The sequence below is a fragment of the Pseudomonas sp. NPDC096925 genome (assembly GCF_044762545.1).
Taxonomy (GTDB): domain Bacteria; phylum Pseudomonadota; class Gammaproteobacteria; order Pseudomonadales; family Pseudomonadaceae; genus Aquipseudomonas.
The window spans coordinates 296,018-320,769 of record NZ_JBIWEM010000008.1 but is presented as its reverse complement, the minus strand read 5'-3'; the positions used below and the strand labels follow the sequence as shown (position 1 = coordinate 320,769).

Annotated in this window: 24 protein-coding genes; 7 read left to right on the top strand and 17 right to left on the bottom strand. The window is 64.5% G+C overall.

Annotated features, from left to right (window positions below):
• Positions 1-27 precede the first annotated feature (27 nt).
• The 4 genes from ACIQYU_RS21965 (at position 28) to ACIQYU_RS21950 (ending at position 2,976) form a co-directional block, all read left to right on the top strand.
• Positions 28-810, top strand: coding sequence for an SDR family oxidoreductase (locus ACIQYU_RS21965; protein ID WP_207834254.1), 783 nt, complete (start codon positions 28-30; stop codon positions 808-810).
• 63 nt (positions 811-873) lie between these two features.
• The gene (locus ACIQYU_RS21960) at positions 874-1,212 is read left to right on the top strand and encodes a histidine triad nucleotide-binding protein (RefSeq protein ID WP_063914599.1); all 339 of its coding nucleotides are present in this window, start codon (positions 874-876) and stop codon (positions 1,210-1,212) included.
• A gap of 65 nt (positions 1,213-1,277) precedes the next feature.
• The gene (coq7, locus tag ACIQYU_RS21955; RefSeq protein ID WP_025337477.1) at positions 1,278-1,925 is read left to right on the top strand and encodes a 2-polyprenyl-3-methyl-6-methoxy-1,4-benzoquinone monooxygenase; all 648 of its coding nucleotides are present in this window, start codon (positions 1,278-1,280) and stop codon (positions 1,923-1,925) included.
• Between the two features lie 10 nt (positions 1,926-1,935).
• On the top strand, positions 1,936-2,976 hold the full coding sequence (locus ACIQYU_RS21950) for a DUF2157 domain-containing protein (RefSeq protein WP_207834252.1): 1,041 nt from the start codon (positions 1,936-1,938) through the stop codon (positions 2,974-2,976).
• Between the two features lie 39 nt (positions 2,977-3,015).
• Here the strand turns inward: ACIQYU_RS21950 and ACIQYU_RS21945 are convergent, their stop codons facing one another.
• The gene (locus ACIQYU_RS21945) at positions 3,016-3,438 is read right to left on the bottom strand and encodes an OsmC family protein (RefSeq protein WP_004376171.1); all 423 of its coding nucleotides are present in this window, start codon (positions 3,436-3,438) and stop codon (positions 3,016-3,018) included.
• A 192-nt stretch (positions 3,439-3,630) separates the two neighbouring features.
• Between ACIQYU_RS21945 and crp the strand changes: the two genes are divergently transcribed.
• A complete protein-coding gene (crp, locus tag ACIQYU_RS21940; protein WP_207834250.1) occupies positions 3,631-4,275 on the top strand; it encodes a cAMP-activated global transcriptional regulator CRP in 645 nt (214 codons plus the stop codon).
• On the opposite strand, the gene ACIQYU_RS21935 is transcribed toward crp, so the two are convergent.
• The 4 genes from ACIQYU_RS21935 to ACIQYU_RS21920 all read right to left on the bottom strand — a co-directional run bounded on the left by ACIQYU_RS21935 (position 4,272) and on the right by ACIQYU_RS21920 (position 7,624).
• Positions 4,272-4,976, bottom strand: a complete 705-nt coding sequence (locus ACIQYU_RS21935; RefSeq protein ID WP_207834244.1) for a lipoate--protein ligase family protein — start codon at positions 4,974-4,976, stop codon at positions 4,272-4,274. The two genes, crp and ACIQYU_RS21935, sit on opposite strands and share 4 nt — an antisense overlap.
• 165 nt (positions 4,977-5,141) lie before the next feature.
• Positions 5,142-5,975: an indole-3-glycerol phosphate synthase TrpC gene (gene trpC / locus ACIQYU_RS21930; RefSeq protein WP_063914595.1), complete on the bottom strand. Its 834-nt coding sequence runs from the start codon at positions 5,973-5,975 to the stop codon at positions 5,142-5,144.
• The gene (gene trpD / locus ACIQYU_RS21925) at positions 5,972-7,021 is read right to left on the bottom strand and encodes an anthranilate phosphoribosyltransferase (RefSeq protein ID WP_013970609.1); all 1,050 of its coding nucleotides are present in this window, start codon (positions 7,019-7,021) and stop codon (positions 5,972-5,974) included. The genes trpC and trpD overlap by 4 nt, the downstream gene beginning before the upstream one ends.
• 9 nt (positions 7,022-7,030) lie before the next feature.
• The gene (locus ACIQYU_RS21920) at positions 7,031-7,624 is read right to left on the bottom strand and encodes an aminodeoxychorismate/anthranilate synthase component II (RefSeq protein ID WP_063914594.1); all 594 of its coding nucleotides are present in this window, start codon (positions 7,622-7,624) and stop codon (positions 7,031-7,033) included.
• A gap of 371 nt (positions 7,625-7,995) precedes the next feature.
• Here ACIQYU_RS21920 and estP point away from each other — a divergent pair, with 371 nt between their 5' ends.
• On the top strand, positions 7,996-9,876 hold the full coding sequence (gene estP / locus ACIQYU_RS21915; protein WP_402802177.1) for an esterase EstP: 1,881 nt from the start codon (positions 7,996-7,998) through the stop codon (positions 9,874-9,876).
• Between the two features lie 113 nt (positions 9,877-9,989).
• On the opposite strand, the gene trpE is transcribed toward estP, so the two are convergent.
• The 9 genes from trpE to ACIQYU_RS21870 all read right to left on the bottom strand — a co-directional run bounded on the left by trpE (position 9,990) and on the right by ACIQYU_RS21870 (position 20,873).
• The gene (trpE, locus tag ACIQYU_RS21910; RefSeq protein ID WP_207834232.1) at positions 9,990-11,471 is read right to left on the bottom strand and encodes an anthranilate synthase component I; all 1,482 of its coding nucleotides are present in this window, start codon (positions 11,469-11,471) and stop codon (positions 9,990-9,992) included.
• A 69-nt stretch (positions 11,472-11,540) separates the two neighbouring features.
• Positions 11,541-12,359, bottom strand: a complete 819-nt coding sequence (locus ACIQYU_RS21905; RefSeq protein WP_207834230.1) for a phosphoglycolate phosphatase — start codon at positions 12,357-12,359, stop codon at positions 11,541-11,543.
• Positions 12,356-13,030, bottom strand: a complete 675-nt coding sequence (rpe, locus tag ACIQYU_RS21900) for a ribulose-phosphate 3-epimerase (protein WP_038408593.1) — start codon at positions 13,028-13,030, stop codon at positions 12,356-12,358. The genes ACIQYU_RS21905 and rpe overlap by 4 nt, the downstream gene beginning before the upstream one ends.
• Positions 13,031-13,203: 173 nt before the next feature.
• Complete coding sequence (locus tag ACIQYU_RS21895; RefSeq protein ID WP_013970603.1) at positions 13,204-14,031, bottom strand: ABC transporter permease; 828 nt, start codon at positions 14,029-14,031, stop codon at positions 13,204-13,206.
• A gap of 11 nt (positions 14,032-14,042) precedes the next feature.
• On the bottom strand, positions 14,043-15,290 hold the full coding sequence (locus ACIQYU_RS21890; RefSeq protein WP_207834220.1) for an ABC transporter permease: 1,248 nt from the start codon (positions 15,288-15,290) through the stop codon (positions 14,043-14,045).
• A 60-nt stretch (positions 15,291-15,350) separates the two neighbouring features.
• On the bottom strand, positions 15,351-16,385 hold the full coding sequence (locus tag ACIQYU_RS21885; protein ID WP_207834218.1) for an ABC transporter substrate-binding protein: 1,035 nt from the start codon (positions 16,383-16,385) through the stop codon (positions 15,351-15,353).
• Positions 16,386-16,425: 40 nt separating this feature from the next.
• Complete coding sequence (locus ACIQYU_RS21880; RefSeq protein ID WP_063914589.1) at positions 16,426-17,550, bottom strand: ABC transporter ATP-binding protein; 1,125 nt, start codon at positions 17,548-17,550, stop codon at positions 16,426-16,428.
• A 295-nt stretch (positions 17,551-17,845) separates the two neighbouring features.
• Positions 17,846-18,478, bottom strand: a complete 633-nt coding sequence (locus ACIQYU_RS21875) for a response regulator transcription factor (RefSeq protein ID WP_170929296.1) — start codon at positions 18,476-18,478, stop codon at positions 17,846-17,848.
• A 7-nt stretch (positions 18,479-18,485) separates the two neighbouring features.
• A complete protein-coding gene (locus ACIQYU_RS21870) occupies positions 18,486-20,873 on the bottom strand; it encodes a PAS domain S-box protein (protein ID WP_207834216.1) in 2,388 nt (795 codons plus the stop codon).
• Positions 20,874-20,968: 95 nt separating this feature from the next.
• Between ACIQYU_RS21870 and ACIQYU_RS21865 the strand changes: the two genes are divergently transcribed.
• Positions 20,969-21,961, top strand: coding sequence for an alpha/beta hydrolase family protein (locus ACIQYU_RS21865; protein WP_207834214.1), 993 nt, complete (start codon positions 20,969-20,971; stop codon positions 21,959-21,961).
• A gap of 318 nt (positions 21,962-22,279) precedes the next feature.
• Here ACIQYU_RS21865 and ACIQYU_RS21860 read toward each other — a convergent pair whose 3' ends face one another.
• Genes ACIQYU_RS21860 through ACIQYU_RS21850 form a run of 3 tightly spaced genes read right to left on the bottom strand, consistent with a single transcriptional unit; the run spans position 22,280 to position 24,733 of the window.
• Entirely contained in the window at positions 22,280-23,044 is a 765-nt protein-coding gene (locus ACIQYU_RS21860; protein WP_207834212.1) for a TerB family tellurite resistance protein, read from the bottom strand.
• A 1-nt stretch (position 23,045) separates the two neighbouring features.
• Positions 23,046-23,717: an N-acetylmuramate alpha-1-phosphate uridylyltransferase MurU gene (murU, locus tag ACIQYU_RS21855; protein ID WP_207834203.1), complete on the bottom strand. Its 672-nt coding sequence runs from the start codon at positions 23,715-23,717 to the stop codon at positions 23,046-23,048.
• Entirely contained in the window at positions 23,714-24,733 is a 1,020-nt protein-coding gene (locus tag ACIQYU_RS21850; RefSeq protein WP_402802165.1) for an aminoglycoside phosphotransferase family protein, read from the bottom strand. The genes murU and ACIQYU_RS21850 overlap by 4 nt, the downstream gene beginning before the upstream one ends.
• Between the last annotated feature and the right edge of the window lie 19 nt (positions 24,734-24,752).

The following is a 24,752-nucleotide window of genomic DNA, read 5'->3' as shown; positions in this document are numbered from 1 at the left end:
GCCCTCTTCAGCCCCCAGGAGCCTTGCATGACCCGTTACGCCATGATCACTGGTGCTTCCAGCGGCCTGGGCCTGGCCCTGGCGGAAGCCCTGGCGCGGCGCGGGCGCAACCTGATCCTGGTGGCACGCCAGCGTGAAACGCTGGAGCCGGTGGCCATCGAGCTTACCCAACGCTTCGGTGTCGAGGTGCTGTTCCGTGCCTGCGACCTCAGCCAGCCGCTGCGCCTGTCGGGCTTCGTGCTGGAGCTGGAAGAAGGCGAGCGGCGCATCGACCTGCTGGTCAATTGTGCCGGCCTGCGCACCTACGGGCCATTCCTGGCCCATGAGTGGGCCGACGAGCAGGACCTGCTGGAAGTCAACGTGCTGGCCCTGAGCCGCCTGTGCCACGCCATCGGCAACCTGATGGCCGTACAGGGCGGCGGGCAGATCCTCAACGTCGCCGGCCTGGCCGGGGTGGCGCCTGGCCCCTGGATGGCCACCTATGCCGCCAGCAAGGCCTATGTGCTGAGTTTCTCCCAGGCCTTGCGTGAAGAACTCAAGCGCACCGGCATCAAGGTTTCGGTACTGTGCCCCGGCCCGGTGCGCTCCGCGCGCCGTCGCATTCCGCGGCTGCATGGCAAACCACGCTGCCTCAGCCCTGAGGAAGTGGCTTTGTACACCGTGCGCGCGCTGGACAAGAACCGCGCGCTGATCCTGCCCGGTCGGCGCAACCGCTGGCTGGCGTTCGCCCCGCGCCTGCTGCCGCGCTGGCTGGTGCGCAAGCTGGCCGGGGTCATCCACCGCCGCTATTGCCCGGTCGGCATGGAATAGCCACTGGGCGAGCGGCGCCCGGCTGAGTACACTCGGCCCGACCCTCACCATGGAGCAAGTGCTGTGGACGATTTATTCATCAAGATCATCAACCGGGACATCCCGGCGAAGATCATCTACGAGGACGACCAGGTACTGGCGTTCCACGATATCGCCCCCCAGGCGCCGGTGCATTTTCTGGTCATCCCGAAAAAGCACATCCGCACCCTCAATGACTTGACCGAAGAAGACAAAGGCCTGGCTGGCCACATCTTGTTCACCGCCCAGCGCCTGGCCAAGGAACTTGGCTGCGAGGACGGCTTCCGCGTGGTCATGAACTGCAACGAGCAGGGCGGCCAGACCGTCTACCACATCCACATGCACGTGCTTGGCCAGCGCCAGATGCACTGGCCACCGGGCTGATCCACGGCAAGCGACCCTGCCACTATTGCGGTAAACTGTCGGGCACATTCTTGCGGAGGTGCCCGATGGCTACCGAACGTCACTACTCGCCGCTCGACCGCTTGTTGCTGCAGGCCGATACCGCCATGCGCACCTTGCTGCCCTTCAGCGGCCAACCCGCCCGCCCATCGCCGGCCATCGTCCAGCCGGACGTCGACCTGGACGAGCAGCAGGCGCGCCATGTTGCCGGGCTGATGCGCATCAACCACACCGGTGAAGTCTGCGCCCAGGCGCTGTACCAGGGCCAGGCCCTGACCGCCAAGCTGCCCGAAGTGCGCAAGGCCATGGAACACGCCGCCGAGGAAGAAGTGGACCACCTGGCCTGGTGCGAACAGCGCATTCGCCAGCTGAACAGCCACCCCAGCGTACTCAACCCTTTGTTCTACGGCATGTCGTTCGGCATCGGCGCACTCGCCGGGCTGGTCAGTGACAAGGTCAGCCTGGGCTTCGTCGCTGCCACCGAGCACCAGGTCTGCAAGCACCTCGACGAGCACCTGGAGCAGATCCCGCAGGAAGACGAAAAATCCCGGGCCATCCTCGAGCAAATGCGCATCGATGAGGAACAGCACGCCGAGTCTGCGCTGGAAGCCGGCGGATATCGCTTCCCCGCCCCGGTTCGCTTTGGCATGAGCCTGTTGGCCAAGGTCATGACCAAGAGCACCTACCGTATCTGAAGGCATCACCATGACGGACCGTTTCGACGCCAAGGACCTGGCGCGCGCCGTGCAAGCCGGCATTCTCCAGCCGGGCCAGGACCAGGCCCTGCTGGCGTTCCTGCGCCAGCAACCGGCACAGCGTGGCAGCTTCCAGCTGGCCCATGTCGCTTTCTACTTCGGCGCCATGCTGATCATGGCAGCCATGGGCTGGTTGCTCACCGAAGCCTGGATGCGCATCGGCGACTGGGCGCTGCTGGTCATCGCCAGCCTCTATATTCTGCTGCTCACGCTGTTCGCCGTTAACCTGCAACGGCGCGTACAGCCCGTCGCGGCCGGGGTGCTGGCGGCGGTGGCGGTCAGCATCGTGCCGTTGGCGGTGTTCGCCATCGAACGGCTGGCCGGCTGGTGGCCGATGGATGATGCGCAGGCGAACTATCACCAGTACTACACCTACGTGCAGGGCGGCTGGCTGGCAATGGAAGCGGCCACGGTGCTTGCCGGGTTGTTGATGCTGCGGCTGATCCCCTACCCGTTCATCGTCATGCCGATTGCCGTGGCCTTGTGGTTCATGTCGATGGACCTGAGCGAATGGTTCTTCGGCTCGCCATTCAGCTGGGAGCAACGCCGCGAGGTTTCGTTGTGGTTCGGGCTGGGGTTGCTGGTGGTGTTCGTCGGGGTGGATGGTCGCACCCGCGAAGACTACGCCCACTGGGGCTACCTGGCCGGGCTGGCGGCATTCTGGGGCGGGCTGACGCTGGTGGACAGCGGCAGCGAGTTGGGCAAGGCCCTGTACTGCCTGATCAATATTGTACTGATGGGCATGGCGGTGCTGTTACGTCGGCCGGTGTTCATGGTGTTCGGGGCGCTGGGCGTGGCGGCTTACCTGGGGTACCTGTCGTACGAGGTGTTTGCCGACTCGCTGCTGTTCCCGCTGGTGGTGACCCTGATCGGGCTTGGGGTTATCGGGCTGGGGCTGGTTTACCAGAAGCGGCGGGAGCGGTTGAGCCGGGTGATGCGGGGCTGCTTGCCGGGATGGGTGCGGGCTGCACTGCCGGCGCTTCGCAGCTGAAATTGTCGGGGCTGCGTTGCAGCCCCAAAAATCCGGGGCTCAACCCAGCTCTACAATCTCGTACCCGTGGGTAATCTCTACCCCGGCACGCTCGAGCATGATCGAAGCCGAGCAATACTTCTCCGCCGACAGCTCCACCGCACGCTTGACCTGGGCCTCTTTCAGCCCACGCCCCTTCACCACGAAGTTCATGTGGATCTTGGTAAACACCTTCGGGTCTTCGCTGGCACGCTCGGCCTCCAGGAAAGCCTCGCAGCTTTCCACTGCCTGGCGCGACTTCTTCAGAATGCTGACCACGTCAAAGCTGCTGCAGCCACCCAGGCCCAGCAACAGCATTTCCATCGGGCGCACACCCAGGTTGCGGCCGCCGGCCTCGGGCGGGCCGTCCATCACGACGACATGGCCGCTCCCCGATTCGCCGAGGAACATCGCCTCACCGGCCCACTGGATACGTGCCTTCATCTACCCGGACTCCTGATATTCGAAAAAGGGTGTCAGCTTAGACCTTGTATGGCTGCGGGAAAAGTACGAGTCGTGTCGGTTTAGTACCGAAACATCCTGTAGTGTCTGATAAGCTGGCGCCAAATGACTGGCGCACACCGCCAGCCAACCTTTATAAAAAGGCCTATGCGTCGTATCGAACAGGATTTCGTGATGGTTGCCTCTGCCCTACCCGCCAAGATCAAGAACATCGACAAGCTGCTGGCGCACTGCCAGCGTCGCCGCTATACCGCCAAAAGCAACATCATCTGCGCCGGCGACCGGGCCGAGACATTGTGGTTCATCATCAAGGGATCGGTCACCATCCTCATCGAGGACGACAACGGCCATGAAATGATCATCGCCTACCTCAACAACGGTGACTTCTTCGGCGAGCTGGGCCTGTTCGAACCGGTCGAGGGTGAACAACAGCGCAGTGCCTGGGTGCGCGCCAAGACCGAATGCGAAGTAGCCGAAATCAGTTACGAGAAGTTTCGCGAACTGGCCCGCCAGGACCCGGAAATCTTGTACGCCCTGGGCAGCCAGATGGCCCAGCGCCTGCGCAACACCACGCGCAAGGTCGGCGACCTGGCTTTCTTCGACGTTACCGGGCGCGTCGCCCGTTGCCTGCTGGAGCTGTGCAAGCAACCCGACGCCATGACCCACCCCGACGGCATGCAGATCAAGATCACCCGTCAGGAAATCGGCCGTATCGTCGGTTGCTCCCGGGAAATGGTCGGCCGCGTCCTCAAGGACCTTGAAGAGCGCAGCCTGGTGCAGGTCAAAGGCAAGACCATGGTGGTCTACGGTACCCGCTAGTCCTTGGGCAGGTCAGCCAGCACCTTGGCATAGGCCTGCGACAGCCGCTCGAACCAGGGCGCCGCGGGCGCCACTTCGTGCAGGGCGATGTGCGCATCGGCGCGGCAGCGCTGCTCCAGCTCGCAGCACTCGTTGAAGCGGTTGACCGCCGCCACCATCGACTCACGCTCGTTATCCAGCAGCAGCGCACCGTGCACCAGCACCACCGGGCGCTTGCCGCCCAGCCCCTGGCGCCAGCGTTGGGCAGTGCCCACCAGCTTGCGGCCATTGAGGTTGACGTTGTAGCGGCCATCGCAGAAAGCGCCGTCGATTTCGCCCACCGACGCCACCCCGCCCCACTCGCGCAGCACATCGCACAGCGGCAGGCACAGGCGCTCGTAGGCGTTCTCGATACGGCCGTGGTCGCCTTCACTGCGGGGGGCGACATAGACCAGGGCAACGTTCACCGTCGAATGAGACTGCGGCACCGGCTCACCACCGGTTTCGCGTAGCAGCACCGGCCAGCCGGCGATTGCCAGCTCCGAGCAGGCGGCTTCAAAGTTTTCCAGTCGGCTCATGCGCCGAGGCATGACCAGGGCGTGGTCGGTCGGGCGCCAGAACAGCACGCCACTGTCGCGTTCGCCGCGGCAGACGGCGGCCAGCAGTTCCTGTTCGGCGTGCAGGCCTTGTTCTACGGTCAGGGCCAGGGGTTGATCGGTCATTGATCCACCTATGTCGTTTTTACCGGCCTCTTCGCGGGCTCGCCCGCTCCCACAGGGATTCCACAGATGCCAAAGGCAGTGATCATCCTGTGGGAGCGGGCGAGCCCGCGAAGGGGGCATGGCAGGCATACAAAAAAGCCGGCGACAATGCCGGCTTCGCTTCGATCAGTCCAGTTGCTGAACAGTCTTCTTCACCTGATCCGGGAAGAACAACCGCTGCAGCTCAAGCCCTGGCTGCTCGGCGCGCATGAACGCCTCACCCACCAGGAACGAGTAGACCTCGTTGATCGCCATCAGCTCCACATCGGCCCGGTTCAAGATACCGCTCTCGGTAATCGCCAGGCGATCACGCGGAATACGCGGTAGCAGGTCGAGGGTGGTTTCCAGGCTGACCTCGAAGGTGTGCAGGTTACGGTTGTTCACCCCCACCAGCGGTGTATCCAGGGTTTTCAACGCACGCTCCAGCTCATCGCCATCGTGCACTTCCACCAGCACGTCGAGGCCGACATCCTTGGCCGTGGCCGCCAGTTCGGCCATTTTCACGTCATCCAGCGCCGACACGATCAGCAGCACACAGTCCGCGCCCAGGGCCCGGGCTTCAACGATCTGGTACGGGTCTACCATGAAGTCCTTGCGGATCACCGGCAGCGACACCGCCGCGCGGGCCTGCTGCAGGTACTCGTCGGCACCCTGGAAGTAATCCACATCGGTCAGCACCGAAAGGCAAGTCGCCCCGCCCTTCTCGTAGCTGACGGCAATTTCCGCCGGCACGAAATGCTCGCGAATCACGCCCTTGCTCGGCGAAGCCTTCTTGATTTCGGCAATTACCGCCGGCTGCTTGCGCCCGGCTTGCTCGATCAGGGCCTTGGCAAAGCCACGCGGGGCATCGGCAGCCTTGGCCAGACCCTCCAGTTCGGCGAGGCTGACGCGCGCACTGCGCTCGGCCACTTCCTGGAACTTGCGGGCAATGATCCTTTCCAGCACCGTCGGCACACTCATGCTTCGTTCTCCACCTTGAATACTGCAGTAAAGGCACCCAGCTCCTGCAGCTTCTCCCAGGCCAGCCCGGTGTGCAGTACGTCGTGGGCCAGTTCCACACCGGCTTTCAGGCTCATGGCATGGTCAGCGGCATACAGCGCCGCGCCCGCATTGAGCACGATCATCTCGGCGGCCTTCTGGCCGTTCTCGGTCTTGCGTCGGCCCAGCGCATCGCGGATCAGCTCCAGCGATGCCTGCGGGTTCTCGACGGCCAGGCCGTGCAGGCTCTGGCTCTTCATGCCGAGGTCTTCCGGCTCGACCCAGTATTCGGTGATTTCGCCATTCTTCAGTTCGGCGACGAAAGTCGGCGCGGCCAGGCTGAACTCGTCCAGGCCGTCCTTGGAGTGCACCACCAGCACGTGCTTGCTGCCCAGGCGCTGCAATACTTCAGCCAACGGGCGGCACAGGGTCTGGGCGAATACACCGACCACCTGATGCTTCACTCCGGCCGGATTCGTAAGCGGGCCGAGCATGTTGAACAGGGTACGCAGCCCCAGGTCGCGACGCGGGCCGGCAGCATGCTTCATGGCCGAGTGATGGCTTTGCGCGAACATGAAGCCGATGCCCAGGCTGTCGATGCAGCGGGCCACCTGGGTGGGCGTCAGGTTCAGGTAGATGCCGGCGGCCTCCAGCAGGTCGGCACTGCCGCTCTTGCCCGATACCGCGCGGTTGCCATGCTTGGCCACGGTGCAACCCGCCGCCGCCAGGACGAACGACGAGGCGGTGGATACGTTGAAGATGTTGGCACCATCACCGCCGGTGCCGACGATATCGACCACGCCATCGAGACTTTGCAGTTCGACCTTGTCGGCCAGCTCGCGCATCACCGACACCGCACCGACGATCTCGTCGATGCTTTCGCTCTTCATGCGCATGCCCATCAGGAAGGCACCGATCTGCGCTTCGCTGCACTGGCCGGTCATGATCTGGCGCATGACGTCACGCATTTCTTCGGTGGAAAGGTCCAGCTGGCCGACGATACGGCTCAACGCACTCTTGATATCCATGTTCGATCCTTAGCGGCGGCCGCCGGTCTGCTTGAGGAAGTTGGCGAACAGTTCGTGGCCCTGTTCGGTCAGGATCGACTCGGGGTGGAACTGCACCCCTTCGATATTCAGCGTTTTGTGACGCAGGCCCATGATCTCGTCGACCGAACCGTCAGCATGGGCGGTCCAGGCAGTCACTTCCAGGCACTCGGGCAAGGTTTCGCGCTTTACCACCAGCGAGTGGTAACGGGTCACGGTCAACGGGTTGTTGAGAGTGGCGAACACACCCAGGTCGCGGTGGTGGACCGGGCTGGTCTTGCCGTGCATCACCTGGCGGGCACGCACTACGTCACCGCCAAAGGCCTGGCCGATGGACTGGTGGCCCAGGCACACGCCGAGGATTGGCAGCTTGCCGGCAAAATGCAGGATGGCCTCGATCGACACGCCCGCCTCGCTCGGCGTGCACGGGCCTGGAGATACGACGATGCGCTCGGGGTTGAGGGCTTCGATCTGGGCGATGGTCATTTCGTCATTGCGAATGACCTTGACCTCGGCACCCAGCTCGCCAAGGTACTGAACGACGTTGTAAGTGAATGAGTCGTAATTGTCGATCATCAGTAACATCGGGTTAAACCTCTTGAATCTACTGACTTCAGAATTCGAACCTTTCTGCACCCGCCAACAGGCGCGGCTTTGCCACAAGGGGCGGTAGACAGGAAGGCAAACGGGGGCGGGCCGGACGGGCCGGCAGGAGATAAAGTCAGGCGCGCCAACGCCAACGGGCGTGGGCCTTGATTACGCGCATCAAGAGTTTGCTGACGATCAACACAGGATAGGTCTCGCTCATACGTCACGGCACAGTAGCCTACCGGGGCGGCGGGCGCAATATGCCCGTAAACACGGGGAAACGAATGGACTTGGGAGGGATGCACTGCGATTTGCTAAGGTCGATCGGGTTGTCCTTCATAAAAAAACAAAGAAAAGGATATTCCCAGATGCGAAAAGCACCGTTATTGCGCTTTACCCTCGCCTCCTTGGGCTTAGCCTGCAGCCAAGCCTTCGCCGCCCCCTCTCCCTACTCCAGCATGATCGTGTTTGGCGACAGCCTCAGCGACGCGGGACAGTTTGGCGGCGTGCGCTTTACCAACCGCGATGCCGATGGCAATTATGCGCCGGTGTCGCCGATGATCCTTGGTGGGAAGCTCGGGGTAGACCCGACAGCGCTGGGCCCTTCCACATCCCCCATCAACCCGGCACTGGGGATTCCCGACGGCAACAACTGGGCCGTTGGCGGCTATACCACCCAGCAGATCCTGGATTCGATCACCACTACGTCCAAGACGGTCATCCCACCCGGGCGCCCCGGCGCCGGGCAGGTACTGCGAGAAAAACCGGGCTACCTGGCCAACGGCCTGCGCGCCGACCCCAACGCGTTGTACTACCTGACCGGTGGCGGCAACGACTTCCTGCAAGGCCTGGTCAGCAGCCCGGCAGATGCCGTGGCCGCTGGCGCCCGCCTGGCCGCCAGCGCCCAGGCCCTGCAGCAAGGCGGTGCCCGCTATATCATGGTCTGGCTGCTGCCCGATCTCGGCCAGACGCCGAACTTCAGCGGTACGCCGCAGCAGAACCCGCTGTCGCTGCTGTCCGGTGCCTTCAACCAGTCACTGCTCGGCCAACTGCGGCAGATCGATGCCGAGATCATTCCACTGAACATCCCCATGCTGCTGAGCGAAGCGCTGGCCAGCCCCGAGCAGTTCGGCCTGGCCAGTGGCCAGAACCTGGTCGGCACCTGCTACAGCGGCGAAGGCTGCGTGGAAAACCCGGTGTATGGCATCAACGGCACCACGCCGGACCCGACCAAGCTGCTGTTCAACGACTCGGTGCACCCGACCATTGCCGGCCAGCAACTGATTGCCGACTACGGCTACTCGATCCTTTCCGCCCCGTGGGAACTGACCCTGTTGCCAGAGATGGCCCACGCCAGCTTGCGCGCCCACCAGGACGAATTACGCAACCAATGGCAGACACCCTGGCAGGCAGTTGGCCAGTGGCAGTCCTTCGTCGCCAGCGGCGCCCAAGACCTGGACTTCGACGGCCAGCGCAGCGCTGCCAGCGGCGATGGCCGCGGCTACAACCTTACCCTGGGCGGCAGCTACCGCCTGAACGATGCCTGGCGCCTGGGCCTGGCCGGCGGCGTGTACCGGCAGAAGCTGGAAGCCGGCGCAGAGGACTCGAACTACAAGCTGGACAGCTACCTGGCCAGCGCCTTCGCCCAGTACCGCGAGGACCATTGGTGGGCCGATGCAGCGCTCACCGCCGGGCACCTGGACTACAGCGACCTCAAGCGCACCTTCGCCCTTGGCGTGAACGACCGCAGCGAAAAGGGCGACACCAATGGCGAGGCCTGGGCGATGTCGGCTCGGCTGGGCTACAACCTGGCGGTCGAGGGCAGCAGCTGGCAGCTGGCGCCGTTCATCGGCGCCGACTATGCGCGGGTGAAGGTGGATGGCTATGACGAGAAGAGCGGGCGCTCGACGGCACTGGGCTTCGATGACCAGGAACGTACATCACGCCGTTTGGGCGTGGGGTTGCTGGGCAGTGTGCAGGTGCTGCCGAGTACCCGGCTGTTCGCCGAGATGGCGCAGGAGCATGAGTTCGAGGATGACCAGCAGGATGTGACGATGCACCTGACCAGCCTGCCGGCGAACGACTTCACCCTGACCGGGTATACGCCGCACAGCGACCTGACCCGGGCGAGCCTGGGGGTGAGCCATGAAGTGGTGGCGGGGGTGCATTTGCGCGGGTCCTACAACTGGCGCAAGAGTGATGAGTTGACGCAGCAGGGAGTGAGTTTGGATGTCAGCGTCGACTTCTGAACTGATGGGGCCGCTCTGCGGCCCTTCGCGGGCTCGCCCGCTCCCACAGGTATTGCACAGGCCTTGTGGGAGCGGGCGTGCCCGCGAAGGGCTGCAAAGCAGCCCCAATCAATTTATTTGGCGGAAGTCTGCTCGGCCAGCGCGACCGCACGGAACATCGCCCGGCGCTTGTTGATGGTTTCTTCCCACTCCAGCGCCGGCACCGAGTCGGCAACGATGCCGCCACCAGCCTGCACATGCAGCTCACCGTCTTTGATCACGGCAGTACGGATGGCAATCGCGGTATCCATGTTGCCGTTCCACGCGAAGTAACCGACCGCCCCACCGTAAACCCCACGCTTGACCGGCTCCAGTTCGTCGATGATCTCCATCGCACGAATCTTCGGCGCCCCCGAAAGCGTACCGGCCGGCAGGATTGCCCGCAGCGCGTCCATTGCCGTCAGCCCTTCACGCAGCTGGCCAGTGACGTTCGACACGATATGCATCACGTTGGAGTAACGCTCGATCACCATCTTCTCGGTCAGGCGCACGCTGCCGGTCGAGGACACACGGCCCACATCGTTACGGCCCAGGTCGATCAGCATCAGGTGCTCGGCAATTTCCTTGTCGTCCGACAGCAGGTCGTCTTCCAGCGCGCGGTCGGCCTCTTCGGTAGCACCACGCGGGCGGGTACCGGCAATCGGGCGCACGGTGACCAGGTTGTCCTCGACACGCACCAGCACCTCGGGCGAGCTGCCGACCACATGGAAGTCGCCAAAGTTGAAGAAGTACATGTAAGGCGTCGGGTTGAAGCAGCGCAGCGCACGGTACAGGTCGATAGGCGCGGCCTTGAAGTCGATCGACATGCGCTGCGACGGCACCACCTGCATGCAGTCACCGGCCAGGATGTATTCCTTGATACGGCCGACGGCGTTCTCGTAATCCTCACGGGTGTAGCTGGAGCGGAATTCCGGTTCGGCAGCCTGCGGGCCACTCAGGTCCAGACCACGGCGTGGGGTGATCGGCTGACGCAGGGTTTCCAGCAAGCCTTGCAGGCGTGCCTGACCCTGTTCGAATGCCTGCTCTTGAGCCGGGTCGACCAGCACGATCGCGTGCATCTTGCCCGCCAGGTTATCGAACACCACCACCGCATCGGACACCATCAGCAGGATATCCGGCACGCCCAGCGGGTCCGGGTTGGGGCTGGCGCCCAGGCGCTTTTCCACATAGCGCACGCAGTCGTAGCCGAAGTAGCCGACCAGGCCGCCGTTGAAGCGCGGCAGGCCGGGGATATCAGCAACCTTGTAACGGTCCTTGAAGGTTTCGACGAAGGCCAGCGGGTCTTCGACCTCAAAGCTTTCCACCTCCACGCCATCCTGCAGGATGCTGACATGGTAACCGTGCACACGCAGCACGGTGCGCGACGGCAGGCCGATCATCGAATAACGGCCCCATTTCTCGCCGCCCTGCACCGATTCGAGCAGGTACGAGTTGGGCTGGTCGGCCAGTTTCAGGTAGATCGACAGCGGCGTGTCGAAGTCGGCCAGGGTTTCGCAGGCCAGGGGAATGCGGTTGTAGCCGGCAGCGGCCAGGCGCAGGAATTCTTCGCGGGTCATGGGTAGCCTCGTGGCAAGCAGCAATAGGTCAGGCAAACGGACGGGCCGGCACGCGCCGGCAGGCAAAAGTCAGGCGCGCCAACGCCAACGGGCCAGGGCCTTGATGACTTTCATCCAGAATTTGCCAGTAACCGCCACGGTGGACTCTCTGTCTTGTGAGGCTTGAAGGTCCGCCAACGTTATCCCAGTGGCCGGGTCTGCGCAACCGGGCAGCAATGCGCGCAGGTCGTCGATCACCAGGCTGGGGGATTCGTCGTGGATCGGCCGCCCGTGGTTGTAGCCGTAGGTCAGGCCCACGCACTGCACGCCAGCCGCCTTGGCCGCCAGCACGTCACTGCGCGAATCGCCGACGAACAGCGACTGTTGCGGGGTAACGCCGGCCATCTGCATGACGAACAGCAGCGCCGCCGGGTCGGGCTTTTTCTGTGGCAGGGTGTCGCCGCCGATGATCCAGCGGAAGTAGTTGCCGATCTTCATCTGGTCCAGCAACGGGCCGACGAAGCGCTCGGGCTTGTTGGTGATCAGCGCCATCTCCACGCCCTGCTTGCGCAGCCAGCGCAGGGTGTCCTGCACACCGGGGTAGACCACGGTCAGTTCGTGGCTCTCGGCATAGGCGTCCATGAACAGCGCCAGCGCCTGGTCGGCCAGTGCATCGTCCACGGCGGCATGGTCGATGCCACCGGCCAGCGCCCGACGCACCAGCACCTGGGCGCCGTTGCCCACCCAGTGGCGCACCGCCTCAAGGCCGGCGGGCGGGCGCCCCAGTTCGAGCAGCATGCGGTCCACGGCGGCGGCCAGGTCTGGCACGGAATCGATCAGGGTACCGTCCAGATCGAACATCACCAGCCTGGGCAGCGTCCCCGGGAACAGCTGCTCGAAGCCGCTCATGGGCGGGCCTGAGCCAGTTCGGCGCGCATCCTGGCGATGACTTCCTGGTAGTCCGGGGCGTTGAAGATCGCCGAGCCGGCCACGAAGGTGTCGGCGCCAGCGGCAGCGATCTCGCGGATGTTGTTGACGTTGACGCCACCGTCGATTTCCAGGCGGATATCACGGCCACTGGCATCGATCAGCGCACGCGCCTCGCGCAGCTTGTCGAGGGTACCAGGGATGAACTTCTGCCCGCCGAAACCTGGGTTGACGCTCATCAGCAGCACCATGTCGACCTTGTCCATCACGTACTTCAGGGCATCCAGGCTGGTGGCCGGGTTGAACACCAGGCCGGCCTTGCAGCCACCGTCCTTGATCAGCTGCAGCGAACGGTCGATGTGCTGCGAGGCTTCCGGGTGGAAGGTGATGTAGGTAGCGCCAGCTTCGATGAAGTCACCAATGATGCGGTCGACCGGGCTGACCATCAGGTGCACGTCGATGGGAGCGGTGACGCCGTACTTGCGCAGGGCGGTGCAGACCATCGGGCCGATGGTCAGGTTGGGGACGTAGTGGTTGTCCATGACATCGAAGTGGACGATGTCGGCACCCGCGGCCAATACCTTGTCGACATCCTCGCCCAGGCGGGCGAAATCGGCGGAGAGAATGGAGGGGGCAATAGCGTAGGGCTGCATGGCGCACCTGTTGGCAGAATCACGGTGGCGCGCATTGTAACCCAGGGAAGCGGATGAAGGCTGATTAGCATCAACCTGTACTGGCCTCTTCGCGGCTAAAGCCGCTCCCACAGGTGCACAAACCCTGTGGGAGCGGCTTTAGCCGCGAAGAGGCCAGCACAGGCAACATACCTTCAACCGGGCTGCTGGGTTCTCAACTTCTCGCTACGCCCGCGCAACCACTCCAGGGTCAGCAGCAACACCACCGAGAAGGCAATCAGCAAGGTCGCCGCCGCGGCAATGGTCGGGCTCAGGTTTTCGCGAATACCACTGAACATCTGCCGCGGCAGGGTCGCCTGCTCCGGCCCGGCCAGGAACAGGGTCACCACTACTTCGTCAAACGACGTGGCAAAGGCGAACAACGCCCCCGAAATCACCCCGGGCGCGATCAACGGCAGGGTCACCCGGCGGAACGTGAGCAGTGGCGAGGCGCCCAGGCTGGCCGCAGCGCGCACCAGGTTATAGTTGAAGCCCTGCAAGGTCGCCGAAACGGTAATGATGACGAACGGCACGCCCAGTACAGCATGCACCAGGATCAGCGAGGTGAAGCTGTTGCCCATGCCCAGCGGGGCGAAGAACAGGTAGCTGGCCACACCGATGATCACCACCGGCACCACCATCGGCGAAATCACCAGCGCCATCACCAGCGACTTGCCCGGGAAGTCGCCACGGGTCAGGCCGATGGCTGCCAGGGTGCCGAACACCATGGCCAGCACCGTGGCCGCCGGGGCGACGATGATGCTGTTCTTCAAGGCCCGCATCCATTCGGCCGAGCCGAAGAAGTCCTGGTACCACTGCAGCGAGAAGCCCTGCAGCGGGTAGACCAGGAAACTGCCACTGTTGAACGACAGCGGCACGATCACCAGAACCGGCAGAATGAGGAACAGCAGGATCAGGCCGCAAAGAATGCGCAGGCTGTAGAACCACACCCGCTCCACGGGCGACATGTAAGGGCTCAGCATGACAAGGCTCCTCAGCTCAGGCGCAGGCGGCTGGCGCCGACCAGCCAGCTATAGATCAGGTACAACAGCACGGTCGCCAGCAGCAACAGCCCGCCCAGCGCGGTGGCCATGCCCCAGTTGATGCTGGTGTTGGTATAGAAGGCCACGAAGTAGCTGACCATCTGGTCGTTCGGGCTGCCCAGCAGTGCCGGGGTGATGTAGTAGCCGATGGCCAGGATGAACACCAGCAGGCAACCGGCGCCAACGCCGGCGTAGGTCTGCGGGAAGTAGACCCGCCAGAAGCTGGCGAACGGGTGGCAGCCCAGCGAGATCGCCGCACGCATGTAGCTGGGTGAAATGCCCTTCATCACGCTGTACAGCGGCAGGATCATGAACGGCAGCAGGATGTGCACCATCGAGATGTACACGCCGGTACGGTTGAACACCAGTTCCAGCGGCTGGTCGATGATGCCCATGGCCATCAGCGCGCTGTTGATCAGGCCACCCGACTGCAGCAGCACGATCCACGCCGCCACCCGCACCAGGATCGAGGTCCAGAATGGCAGCAGCACCAGGATCATCAGCAGGTTGCTCTGCCGGGTCGGCAGGTTGGCCAGCAGGTAGGCCAGCGGGTAGGCCAGCACCAGGCAGATGGCGGTAATCACCACACCCATCCACAGGGTGCGGGCGAAGATGTCCAGGTAGATGGCCTGGTCCGGGGTGGCCTTGGCCAGTTCGCCAAGGTCATCGATACGGTGGTCGAGCGAAGCCAGCAGGTAGAACGGGGTGACCGTGCTGGTGTTGCGGCGGATCGCCTGCCAGTAGGCCGGGTCGCCCCAACGCTCGTCGAGGGCCTGCAAGGCATCTTTATAGGAAGCGGGTTCGCTCTTGAACGGCAGCGCCCGCGCGGTCTTGGCCAACAGGCTGCGGTAGCCGGCCAGCTCCATGTTCAGGCGCTTGGACAGGTCGCCCAGGGTCTGGTTCTTGCGCGATTCGGCCAGGTCCTGGCTCAACGCCTTGTACACGTCCTCGCCCGGCAGGCTCTTGCCATCCCACTGGGTGATGACGCCCACGGTGCGCGGCAGGCCGCCAACCACTTCCGGGTTGCCGACGCTCTTGTACAGCAGCGCCGCGATCGGCACCAGGAACACCAGCAGGAGAAACAGCGCCAGCGGCGCGATCAACGCCTGCGCCTTCCAGCGGTTGACCCGCTCGGCGTGCTTGAGGCGCTGCTTGAGACTTGGACCTGCGCCTTCTTTGAGGGGCACTGCAATGGCCATGGCGAACTCCGCGATACAGGCTGAAATGGGGGCTGCAATGCAGCCCCACACACTGGTCGTTTACTTCTTCGCCGCCCAGGCGTTGAAGCGTTGCTCCAGCTGCTCGCTGTTGTCAGCCCAGAAGGCCACATCGATCTGCACCTGGTTGGCGATGTTTTCAGGCGTGGTCGGCATGTCCTTCTTCACCGCGTCCGACAGCAGGCTCACGGCCTTGGAATTGGCCGGGCCGTAGGCGATGTTCTCGGAGTAGGTCTTCTGCTGCTCGGGCTGCACGCTGAAGGCGATGAATTTCTTCGCTTCGTCGGCATCCTTGGCACCTTTCGGGATGGCCCAGGCGTCGAAGTCGTAGATGCCGCCGTTCCACACCACCTTCAGGTTGCTCTCTTTCTGCACGGCAGCGATGCGGCCGTTGTAGGCCGAGCTCATGACCACGTCACCCGAGGCCAGGTACTGCGGCGGCTGGGCGCCGGCTTCCCACCACTGGATGCTGGGCTTGAGTTCGTCGAGTTTCTTGAAGGCGCGGTCCACGCCCTCTTTGGTGCCCAGCACCTGGTACACGTCCTTCGGCGCCACACCGTCGGCCATCAGGGCGAATTCCAGGGTGTACTTGGCGCCCTTGCGCAGGCCGCGCTTGCCGGGGAATTTCTTGGTGTCCCAGAAATCGGCCCAGCTGGTCGGTGCGGTCTTCAGCTTGTCGGCGTTGTAGGCCAGCACCGTGGACCATACGAAGAAGCCCACACCGCAAGGCTGGATGGCGCCCGGCACGTAGTCACCCTCGTTGCCGAACAGCGCCGGGTCGAGCTCTTCGAACATGCCCTCGTCACAACCGCGGGCCAGCTCCGGTGACTCCACTTCCACCAGGTTCCATGACACGCTCTTGGTGTCGACCATGGCTTTGACCTTGGCCATTTCGCCGTTGTACTCGCCAGCGACGATCTTGCCCTTGCCGGCCTTCTCCCAGGGCTCGTAGAACGCCTTGACCTGGGCCGCCTTGTTGGCACCGCCGAACGAGACCACAGTGAGGTCTGCGGCCATGGCCTGGCCAGCGGCGAACAGCCCCAGGGCCAGGGCGGTCAGTTTCAACTGCTTGCGCATTATTATTCTCTCCACAGTACAGGGTTGGTGAAGCAATCCATCAATGGGCTTCGGCAATCGGATCGAGCGCGCGGGCGTGCTCCACCTCCCAGCCCAGCGGTACCACATCGCCCACGGCCAGGGCCGGGTCGAGCTCGGCAATCGGCTGCTTCACGAAGAAGTCGCCCTTGCCGCAAACCTCCAGGCGCACCCGCACGTGGTCGCCCAGGTAAATGAATTCGGCCACCCGGCCCGAGAAACGGTTCACGCAGCTTTCGCTGTGGCCGTTCAGGCGCACGCGCTCCGGACGAATCGACAGGGTCACCGGCTCGCCGGCCTGGCCGACATTCACCGCCAGCGCCTCGACCCGCTCGCCACGCGGCAACTGCACCTGGCAGCGCTTGCCATCGCTGCCCAGCAGGGTGCCGTTGATGCGGTTGTTCTCGCCGATGAAGTTGGCGACGAAGGTGTTGCAGGGCTCTTCGTACAGCGTGCGCGGGTCGGCGATCTGCTGGATCTCGCCCTGGTGGAACACCGCCACGCGGTCGGACATGGTCAGCGCCTCGCCCTGGTCGTGGGTCACGTACACCACGGTCACGCCCAGGCGCTGGTGGATGTGCTTGATCTCCATCTGCATGTGTTCACGCAGCTGCTTGTCGAGGGCGCCCAGCGGTTCGTCCATCAGCACCAGCTGCGGCTCGAACACCAGTGCCCGGGCCAGGGCCACACGCTGCTGCTGGCCGCCGGACAACTGGCCGGGGTAGCGCTTGGCGAAGGCGTCGAGCTGGACCATGTTCAGTACCCGCTTGACCCGCTCGCTGATGTCGGTCTTGCTCAGGTTGCGCACGGTCAGCGGGAAGGCCAGGTTCTCGGCCACGGTCATGTGCGGGAACAGCGCGTAGTTCTGGAACACCATGCCGATGTCGCGCTTGTGCGGCGGCACGTTGTTGATCGAGCGCCCGGCCAGCTGGATCTCACCGGCGGTGGGGGTTTCGAAGCCGGCCAGCATCATCAGGCTGGTGGTCTTGCCCGACCCGGACGGGCCAAGCAGGGTAAGGAACTCGCCCTTGCGAATATCCAGGTTGAGGTCTTTGACGATCAGCGACTCGCCGTCGTAGCTCTTCTGCACACCACGGAAGCTGACCAGCGTTTCGCTGGTTGCAGCGTTCGACTTCGCCTCGCTCATGCCTGCACCTTCTTGTTGGATGACTGCGTAGGCAAAGACTAGACAAGCGGCAAGCGCCGGAAAATCGGGGGTGCTGAGAGAATGCCATCATCCGGATGGAAGATTTTTTGTAGGGATTCCCCTACAAAGATGGCGGTTTTGGAATGCTCCCTTCAGCCCTCCGGCGCCCGCTGTGGGAGCGGGTTCACCCGCGAAGAGGCCGGCCCAGGCACCGCAGATGGCAGGTCAGGCCCTTTCGCGGGTAAACCCGCTCCCACAAGGACTCGCTACAGACTGCAGGAAGTGCATGTCGCAATCAGACCAGCTTGTGCTCCATGGCGTACTTCACCAACTCCGCCAGCGAGTTCACTTTCAGCTTCTGCATCAGGCGCGCCTTGTGGGTGCTGATGGTTTTGCTCGACAGTGCCAGCTGCTGGGCGATGTCGTTGACGTTGGCGCCCTGGGCCAGGCGCTCGAACACCGAAAACTCCCGCTCCGACAGCAGCGTGTGCAACGGCCGCGACTCGGTCAGGCCTACTTCGAAGACCATGCGGTCGGCCAACGCCGGGTCGATATAGCGCCCGCCAGCGGCAACCCGGCGAATCGCGGTCAGCAACAGCGCCGGGTCGCTGTCCTTGGTGGCATAGCCCGCCGCCCCGGCCTTCAGCGCCCGCGCCGCCATCTGCGCTTCATCGTGCATCGACAGCATCAGGATCGCCGGGGCGTCGTGCAACGCGCGGATACGCGGGATTGCCTCCAGGCCATTCACGCCCGGCATCGAGATATCCAGCAACACCACTTCGCACGGTGTGTGGCGCAGGGTTTCCAGCAACTGCTCGCCATTACCGGCCTCCCCCGCCACCTGCATGTCCTTGGCCAGGCCAATCAACTGCTTGATGCCCTCACGGACAATGGTGTGGTCTTCGGCCACCAGCACTCGAATCACGATCGCTCTCCTACTCCAAGGGTATGGCCACGCTCAGGCTGGTGCCTTCGCCCGGTTCACTGTCCAGCACCATGCTGCCGCCCAGCATCAGCACCCGCTCACGCACCCCCACCAGGCCAAACGAGGTGGGCCGGGGCTGGTCGCGGCAAAAGCCCTGGCCGTCATCGCTGACGGTCATGCGCAATTGCCCGTGCTCACGCACCAGTTCGATCTCCACGCTGTGCGCCTGGGCGTGGCGCATCACGTTGGTCAGCGCCTCCTGGAGGATACGGAACAGCCCGATGGCCTTGGCATCGCTCAATGCTGGCAGATTATCCGGTACTTGTACCAGGCAGGGGATTTGCGTGCGTGCTTCAAAGCGCCGCGCCTGCCATTCGATGGCCGAGGCGATGCCGGCATCGAGAATCGGCGGGCGCAAGGCGGTGGCCACATCGCGCACCAGCTGGAACAGTTGGGCGATCAGGCGCTTCATGCTGGCCAGGCGCTCGTTCAGGCCTGGGTCCAGTTCGGCAAAGGCCAGCTCGCACATCGACACCTCCAGCTTGAGCACAGTCAGCATCTGCCCCAGTTCATCGTGCACTTCCCGGGCGATGCGGGCCTTTTCTTCCTCGCGCACGCTTTCCAGGTGGGCTGACAGTTCGCGCAGCTGCTCCTGGGACCTGGCCAGCGCCAGCTCGGCCCGCTTGCCTTGGGTGATGTCCCACACCACGCCGTCCCACACCACCTGGCCGTTGCCCAGGCGCCGGGTACTGGCCTTGATGTCGGCCCAGCGCTGTTCACCCTGGCGGGTGAGGATACGCCCCTGCCAGGACCAGTCCTGGTCGCTGGCCAGGGCCAGGTCCTGCACCCGGTGGTAATCGGCGCGGTCCTCGGGATGCACCAGGTTGCGCAGGCCCATCTGCGGGTGCTGGATCTCGCTAGGCGCATAACCCACCAGGGCCTCGCTGCCCTCGCTGATGTAGGGGAACTCCAGGTCGCCCTCGGCCGGGTCGCGCTCAAGGCGAAACACCAGCCCCGGCACGTTGCCGGCAATGCCCTTGAGCCGCGCCTCACTTTCGCGCAGGGCCGCCAGGGCGCGGTGGCGCTCGGTGACATCGGCGAGGTAGACCACCAGGTACTCGGAATCACGAAAGCGCAGAAAACTCAGCGACAGCTCGACCGGCAGCAGGCTCTGATCAGCCCGACGGCACTGCGTCTCGAACTGGCCGACACCGCCCGACCCGGTGCGCGCGCCCTTCCACAGCTCCAGCCAGCGGTCCATGCTCAAGCTGGGTTCAAAGTCGCTCAGCGGCCGCTCCAGCAGCGCGCCTTCACCGTAGCCCAGCATGCGCTCGGCGGCATGGTTGGCGTACCGTACGTGGCTGTCCCAGTTGACCCAGAGGATGCCCACCGTGCTCTGGTCGATGGCGAACTGGCTCAGACGCAACGCTTCTTCACGCACTTGCCGCTCCACCAGGCTTTCTCGCGTGGCCAGCAGGCTGCGCTCCAGTTGGCGCTGCTGCCGACGCTGCCACACCAGGGTGGCCAGCGCGCACAACAGCAGCAGGCCGGACAGCAAGGCCAGGTTCTGCCAGAAACCAGTCGACTCACTCAGACGTGGGTACTTTGGCTGCAACCAACGCTGGTGCAGTTGTTCCAGTTCCTTGGCCGGCAGCGCCTGCAGCCCACGCTCGAGCACATCGGCCAGCAGCGGCCAGTCGCGCCGCGAACCGATGCGCAACAGTTGCGGCAGGCCGATATCGCCGACCACCGCCAGCTCGCCGAACTCGCTTTCGCGCGACAGGCGGCTGAGCTGGGCTTCATCCAGCACGGCGAAACTGGCCTGGCCGCCTACCACCAATTGCAGGGCCTCGCGCTCGCTGGGCACCCCTTGCAGGTTGAGGTTGCTGTAGTTGCCGCGCAGGTAGTCCGCCAGTTGGCTGGGCATGCGCACAGCCACCCGCTGCTCGGCCCCGAGCGTTTCCAGTTCCACGGCCATGGTCCCGGTGCGCGGCCCCACCACCAGTTGCGGCACGCGCATGTAAGGGTCGCTGAACAACCACAGGCGCAGGCTGGCGGGGGTCTGGGTAAGGCCTGGGGCAAAGTCGATTTCGCCGGCCTGCAGGGCATGCTCAAGGCTGGCCTGGTCGGTGAAGTTGCGCCAGGTCAGGTCCAGGCGCAGCACCTGCGCCAGGCTGCTCACCAATTCCACGTTGGCCCCGTACAGTTGCTGCAGGCGCCGGTCGAACTGAGCGTAGGGCGCCTGCAACACCAGGCCGACGCGCAGGCTGCGGTGCGTATCCAGCCATTGCTGCTGGGCCGGTTCCAGGGAAACCGTGGGCACCGTCTCGGGCCTGGCCAATGCAATCAAGGGCAGCCACAAGCAGCCGATAACCAACAGGCGACGCACTCGCTTCATCTATACGCTCGTCTTGGCAAAGGCGGCCATGCAGCATGGCCGTCACGGGCAAATACTATTAGGCTGCCGGTATCATTCTGGCCCCGGGTTGACTCATGTCCACACTTTATCGCACGACGCTGGCAATGTGCTGCCTGGCCTCGATCCTTCCTCTCGGCGCCCTTGCCGCCGATGCCGAAAAACCATCCACCACCACCGAGGCACCCGCGGCCCAAGCCCAGCGCCCGCCGCTGCTGGAACGCAGCCAGGAGGATGCCCAGGCGCTCGAACGGCTGGTGCCCAAGGCCGAGCAGCAGACCCTGCAGGCCGGTGCCGACAGCTTCCTGGCCCTGTGGAAACCGGCCAACGACAGCGACCCGCAAGGGGCGGTCATCATCGTCCCCGGTGCCGGCGAAACGGCCGACTGGCCAAATGCAGTCGGCCCATTGCGGCAGAAATTCCCCGATATCGGCTGGCACAGCCTGAGCATCAGCCTGCCCGACCTGCTCGCCGACAGCCCGCAGGCGCGGGTCGAAGCCAGGCCGGCTGCCGAGCCGGAGCAAGACAAGGGCGAAAGCGCGCCGGCCAAGGACGTGCCGGCCGATGCCAATGCCAACGTTGCCCAGGCCACGGCGGCCGATGCCGACACCGCAGAAAGCACTGACGCCAAACAGGCCAGCGAGCAAACCGACCCGGCCGATGCCGAGCGCGTTTTCGCCCGCCTGGATGCCGCGGTGGCCTTTGCCCAGCAACACAATGCCCGCAGCATCGTGCTGATCGGCCATGGCAGCGGCGCGTACTGGGCGGCCCGTTACCTGAGCGAGAAACAGCCGCCGCAGGTGCAGAAACTGGTAATGGTCGCCGCGCAGACACCGGCGCGGGTGGAGCATGACCTGACAAGCCTGGCCCCGACCTTGAGAGTGCCGACTGCCGACATCTACTACGCCACCCGCAGCGGTGACCGCAATGCGGCCGCGCAGCGCCTGCAGGCCAGCAAGCGGCAGAAGGACAGCCAGTACCGGCAGTTGTCGCTGATTGGCATGCCGGGGAACAAGGCGGCCGAGCAGGAACAACTGTTCCGCCGGGTGCGGGGGTGGATGAGCCTGTAGGGTTGATCTGAAATCGCCGGGGGCGCTTTTTTATGCTTGTCGTGGGTTGTGTGGCGCCAGTGAGATCGAGCGCCGCCCGCGCGGCGCATCGCGAGCGAAGCTCGCTCCTACATCTGTTTCGGGCCAGTAACGCCTGCGCCAGCGCGCGCGACCGCCTTGTTTGCCCGACACGATATCGAGGTGAACGCCAAAGGGCCGCGCGCCTCTGCCGCAGGATTAACTGGCCCGAAACAAATGTAGGAGCGAGCTTCGCTCGCGATGCGCCGCGCGGGCGGCGCTCGACTTACGCATCACCTCAAAACTCAAGCCAGGTACCCTTTAAAGGCCCCGCCGCTTGCGGATCATGGCATAAGCCTGATGCAACTCCCGGGTCCGCTCGGTCGCTTCCCGCACCTGTGCCTCACTGGCGCCAGTGCCCGCCAGCTTGTCCGGGTGGTGCCGGCTGACCAGCCGACGATACGCCTGCTTGATCTTGTCGCCATCGGTGTCCGCCTCGACTGCCAGCAAGCGCAACGCCGCCGCATAGGTCATGGCCACCCCTTCTGGCCCCGCCTTGCGCGGCTCGTACTCCAGCGACATGGCCTGCACCTGCCGTCGGCTCAGGCCCAGCTTCTGCCCCCAGTCCAGCAAAAGCTCACGCTCCTTGTTGCCCATCTTGCCGTCGGCCCAGACCATGCGCCAGCAGGCACGCAGGGTGCCCTCGGCCGCATGTGGCTGCTGGCGAATGCGCCGCAGGTGCCCGCCCAGCCGGTCCTTGCCCGCCTTGCCACGGTTGAACGCGGCAATCGCGCGCAGCCGGGCCGCTTCGGCCAGGTCCAGGCGCACCATTTCCTGACGCGCCTGCTGGATATGCTGCTCACCCACCCGGCCATCGCACTTGGCCAGGCGCCCGAGCATCACGAACAGCAACTCGTCATCCTGCAAGGCCGGCCGCCCGCCCAGGCGTTCGCGCATGTCCTCCCAGCCTTGCAAACGCAGGCGGCGGTCAATGGCCTGCCCGAGCAAAGCGCCGAGCAGGGCGCCGGGGATGCTGGCAACGGCAAAGCCGGCACCGGCAGCAATCACCGTGCTTGGCCACCACATGTCAGGCGCGCTCGCCGATCAGGCGCTCGGCCTCGGCCAGGCGTTCTAGCGTACCGACATCCACCCAGTGCCCGCGGTAGTGCTCACCACTGACCTGGCCCGCCGCCATGGCCTGGCGCAGCAACGGCGCCAGCTTGAAGGCACCGGGCTGACAGCCTTCGAACAGTGCCGGGTGCAGTACCGAAAGGCCGCTGAAAGTCAGCGTGCCGGGCGCATCGTCACCATCGACCACCCGCTCGCCCACCAGGCGGAAGTCGCCGCGGCCGTGATGGCCAGGGTTATCGACCAGCACCAGGTGAGCCAGGCCTTGCAGGGGGGCCTGCAGGCGCGCGAAGTCGTAGTCGGTCCAGACATCGCCGTTCACCAGCAGGAACGGCGTATCCCCTAGCAATGGCAGGGCCTTGAAGATGCCGCCGCCGGTTTCCAGCGGCTCGCCTTCGGGCGAATAGCGAATGCTCAGGCCGAAACGGCTGCCGTCGCCCAGGTGGTCCTCGATCTGCTGGCCGAGCCAGGCATGGTTGATCACCACCTCGGTGACGCCCGCCGCAGCCAGGGCCCGCAGGTGGTACTCGATCAGTGGCTGGCCGGCGACCGGGACCAGCGGTTTGGGGGTGTGCAGGGTCAGCGGGCGCATGCGCTCGCCTTTACCCGCTGCCAGGATCATTGCCTTCATGCACGCGCTCCGGCCTGCAACTCGGCAATCAGCTCACCCAGCTCCGCCAATTCGGGCCGGCGGCTGATCACTTCTTCTATATAGGCGAAGAAGCGCGGCACGTCGCCCAGGTAACGGGGTTTGCCGTCACGGTGGCAGATACGGGCGAAGATGCCGATCACCTTCAGGTGGCGCTGCACCCCCATCAGGTCGCTGGCACGCTGGAACGCTTCGAACTCGGCCTGCACCGGAATGCCGGCGGCCTGCGCCTTCTGCCAGTAGTTGCGCAGCCAGCCTTCGACCCGCGCCTGCGGCCAGCTGAGGAAGGCGTCCTTGAACAGGCAGGTGATGTCGTAGGTGACCGGGCCGTACACCGCATCCTGGAAGTCCAGCACGCCGGGGTTGGGCGTGCTCTGCATCAGGTTGCGCGGCATGTAGTCGCGGTGCACCAGCACCTTGGGCTGGGCCAGGGCGCTGTCGATCAGCATCTGGCTGATACGCTGCCAGGTGGCTTTCTGGGCTTCGCTGAAGGTAACGCCAAGTTCACGCCCCACGTACCACTCGGGGAACAGTTCGACTTCACGGCGCAGCAGCGCATCGTCGTAGCTGGGCAGCGGCGCGTCCATCGGCAGGCGCTGGAACGCCAGCAGCGCGTCGATGGCATCGGCGAACAGGCCGTCGGCGTTGTCGGCATCAATGATGTCGAGGTATGTCTGGTGGCCCAGGTCACCCAGCAGCAGGAAGCCGCGCTCCAGGTCCTGGGCGTGGATCAGCGGTACATGCACGTCGGCGCTGGCCAGCAGGTGGTCGATGGCGACGAACGGTCGGCAGTTTTCCTGCGGCGGAGGCGCATCCATGATCACGAAGCTGTGGCCGGCGCCCTGCCAGCGGAAATAACGGCGGAAGCTGGCATCGCTGCTGGCCGCGGTCAGGCTGCCTGCGGGCACATCGCCCCAGGCGTTTTTCCGGAAAAGATCATTGAGCTGCTCATCGAGCCAGACCGTCAGTTGTTGCAGGCGTACATCGTGTTCAGGCATTACAAGGGTCTCCGACGGC

Coding starts and splice junctions, on each gene's coding strand:
- trpE (WP_207834232.1), bottom strand. CDS start 11,471: ATGACCCGCGAAGAATTCCTGCGCCTGGCCGCTGCCGGCTACAACCGC.
- crp (WP_207834250.1), top strand. CDS start 3,631: ATGGTTGCCTCTGCCCTACCCGCCAAGATCAAGAACATCGACAAGCTG.
- ACIQYU_RS21860 (WP_207834212.1), bottom strand. CDS start 23,044: ATGTGGTGGCCAAGCACGGTGATTGCTGCCGGTGCCGGCTTTGCCGTT.
- ACIQYU_RS21885 (WP_207834218.1), bottom strand. CDS start 16,385: ATGCGCAAGCAGTTGAAACTGACCGCCCTGGCCCTGGGGCTGTTCGCC.
- ACIQYU_RS21950 (WP_207834252.1), top strand. CDS start 1,936: ATGACGGACCGTTTCGACGCCAAGGACCTGGCGCGCGCCGTGCAAGCC.
- ACIQYU_RS21965 (WP_207834254.1), top strand. CDS start 28: ATGACCCGTTACGCCATGATCACTGGTGCTTCCAGCGGCCTGGGCCTG.
- ACIQYU_RS21895 (WP_013970603.1), bottom strand. CDS start 14,031: ATGCTGAGCCCTTACATGTCGCCCGTGGAGCGGGTGTGGTTCTACAGC.
- murU (WP_207834203.1), bottom strand. CDS start 23,717: ATGAAGGCAATGATCCTGGCAGCGGGTAAAGGCGAGCGCATGCGCCCG.
- estP (WP_402802177.1), top strand. CDS start 7,996: ATGCGAAAAGCACCGTTATTGCGCTTTACCCTCGCCTCCTTGGGCTTA.
- ACIQYU_RS21890 (WP_207834220.1), bottom strand. CDS start 15,290: ATGGCCATTGCAGTGCCCCTCAAAGAAGGCGCAGGTCCAAGTCTCAAG.
- ACIQYU_RS21865 (WP_207834214.1), top strand. CDS start 20,969: ATGTCCACACTTTATCGCACGACGCTGGCAATGTGCTGCCTGGCCTCG.
- trpD (WP_013970609.1), bottom strand. CDS start 7,021: ATGGATATCAAGAGTGCGTTGAGCCGTATCGTCGGCCAGCTGGACCTT.
- ACIQYU_RS21880 (WP_063914589.1), bottom strand. CDS start 17,550: ATGAGCGAGGCGAAGTCGAACGCTGCAACCAGCGAAACGCTGGTCAGC.
- ACIQYU_RS21935 (WP_207834244.1), bottom strand. CDS start 4,976: ATGACCGATCAACCCCTGGCCCTGACCGTAGAACAAGGCCTGCACGCC.
- ACIQYU_RS21905 (WP_207834230.1), bottom strand. CDS start 12,359: ATGAGCGGCTTCGAGCAGCTGTTCCCGGGGACGCTGCCCAGGCTGGTG.
- trpC (WP_063914595.1), bottom strand. CDS start 5,975: ATGAGTGTGCCGACGGTGCTGGAAAGGATCATTGCCCGCAAGTTCCAG.
- ACIQYU_RS21920 (WP_063914594.1), bottom strand. CDS start 7,624: ATGTTACTGATGATCGACAATTACGACTCATTCACTTACAACGTCGTT.
- ACIQYU_RS21945 (WP_004376171.1), bottom strand. CDS start 3,438: ATGAAGGCACGTATCCAGTGGGCCGGTGAGGCGATGTTCCTCGGCGAA.
- ACIQYU_RS21870 (WP_207834216.1), bottom strand. CDS start 20,873: ATGAAGCGAGTGCGTCGCCTGTTGGTTATCGGCTGCTTGTGGCTGCCC.
- rpe (WP_038408593.1), bottom strand. CDS start 13,030: ATGCAGCCCTACGCTATTGCCCCCTCCATTCTCTCCGCCGATTTCGCC.
- ACIQYU_RS21850 (WP_402802165.1), bottom strand. CDS start 24,733: ATGCCTGAACACGATGTACGCCTGCAACAACTGACGGTCTGGCTCGAT.
- coq7 (WP_025337477.1), top strand. CDS start 1,278: ATGGCTACCGAACGTCACTACTCGCCGCTCGACCGCTTGTTGCTGCAG.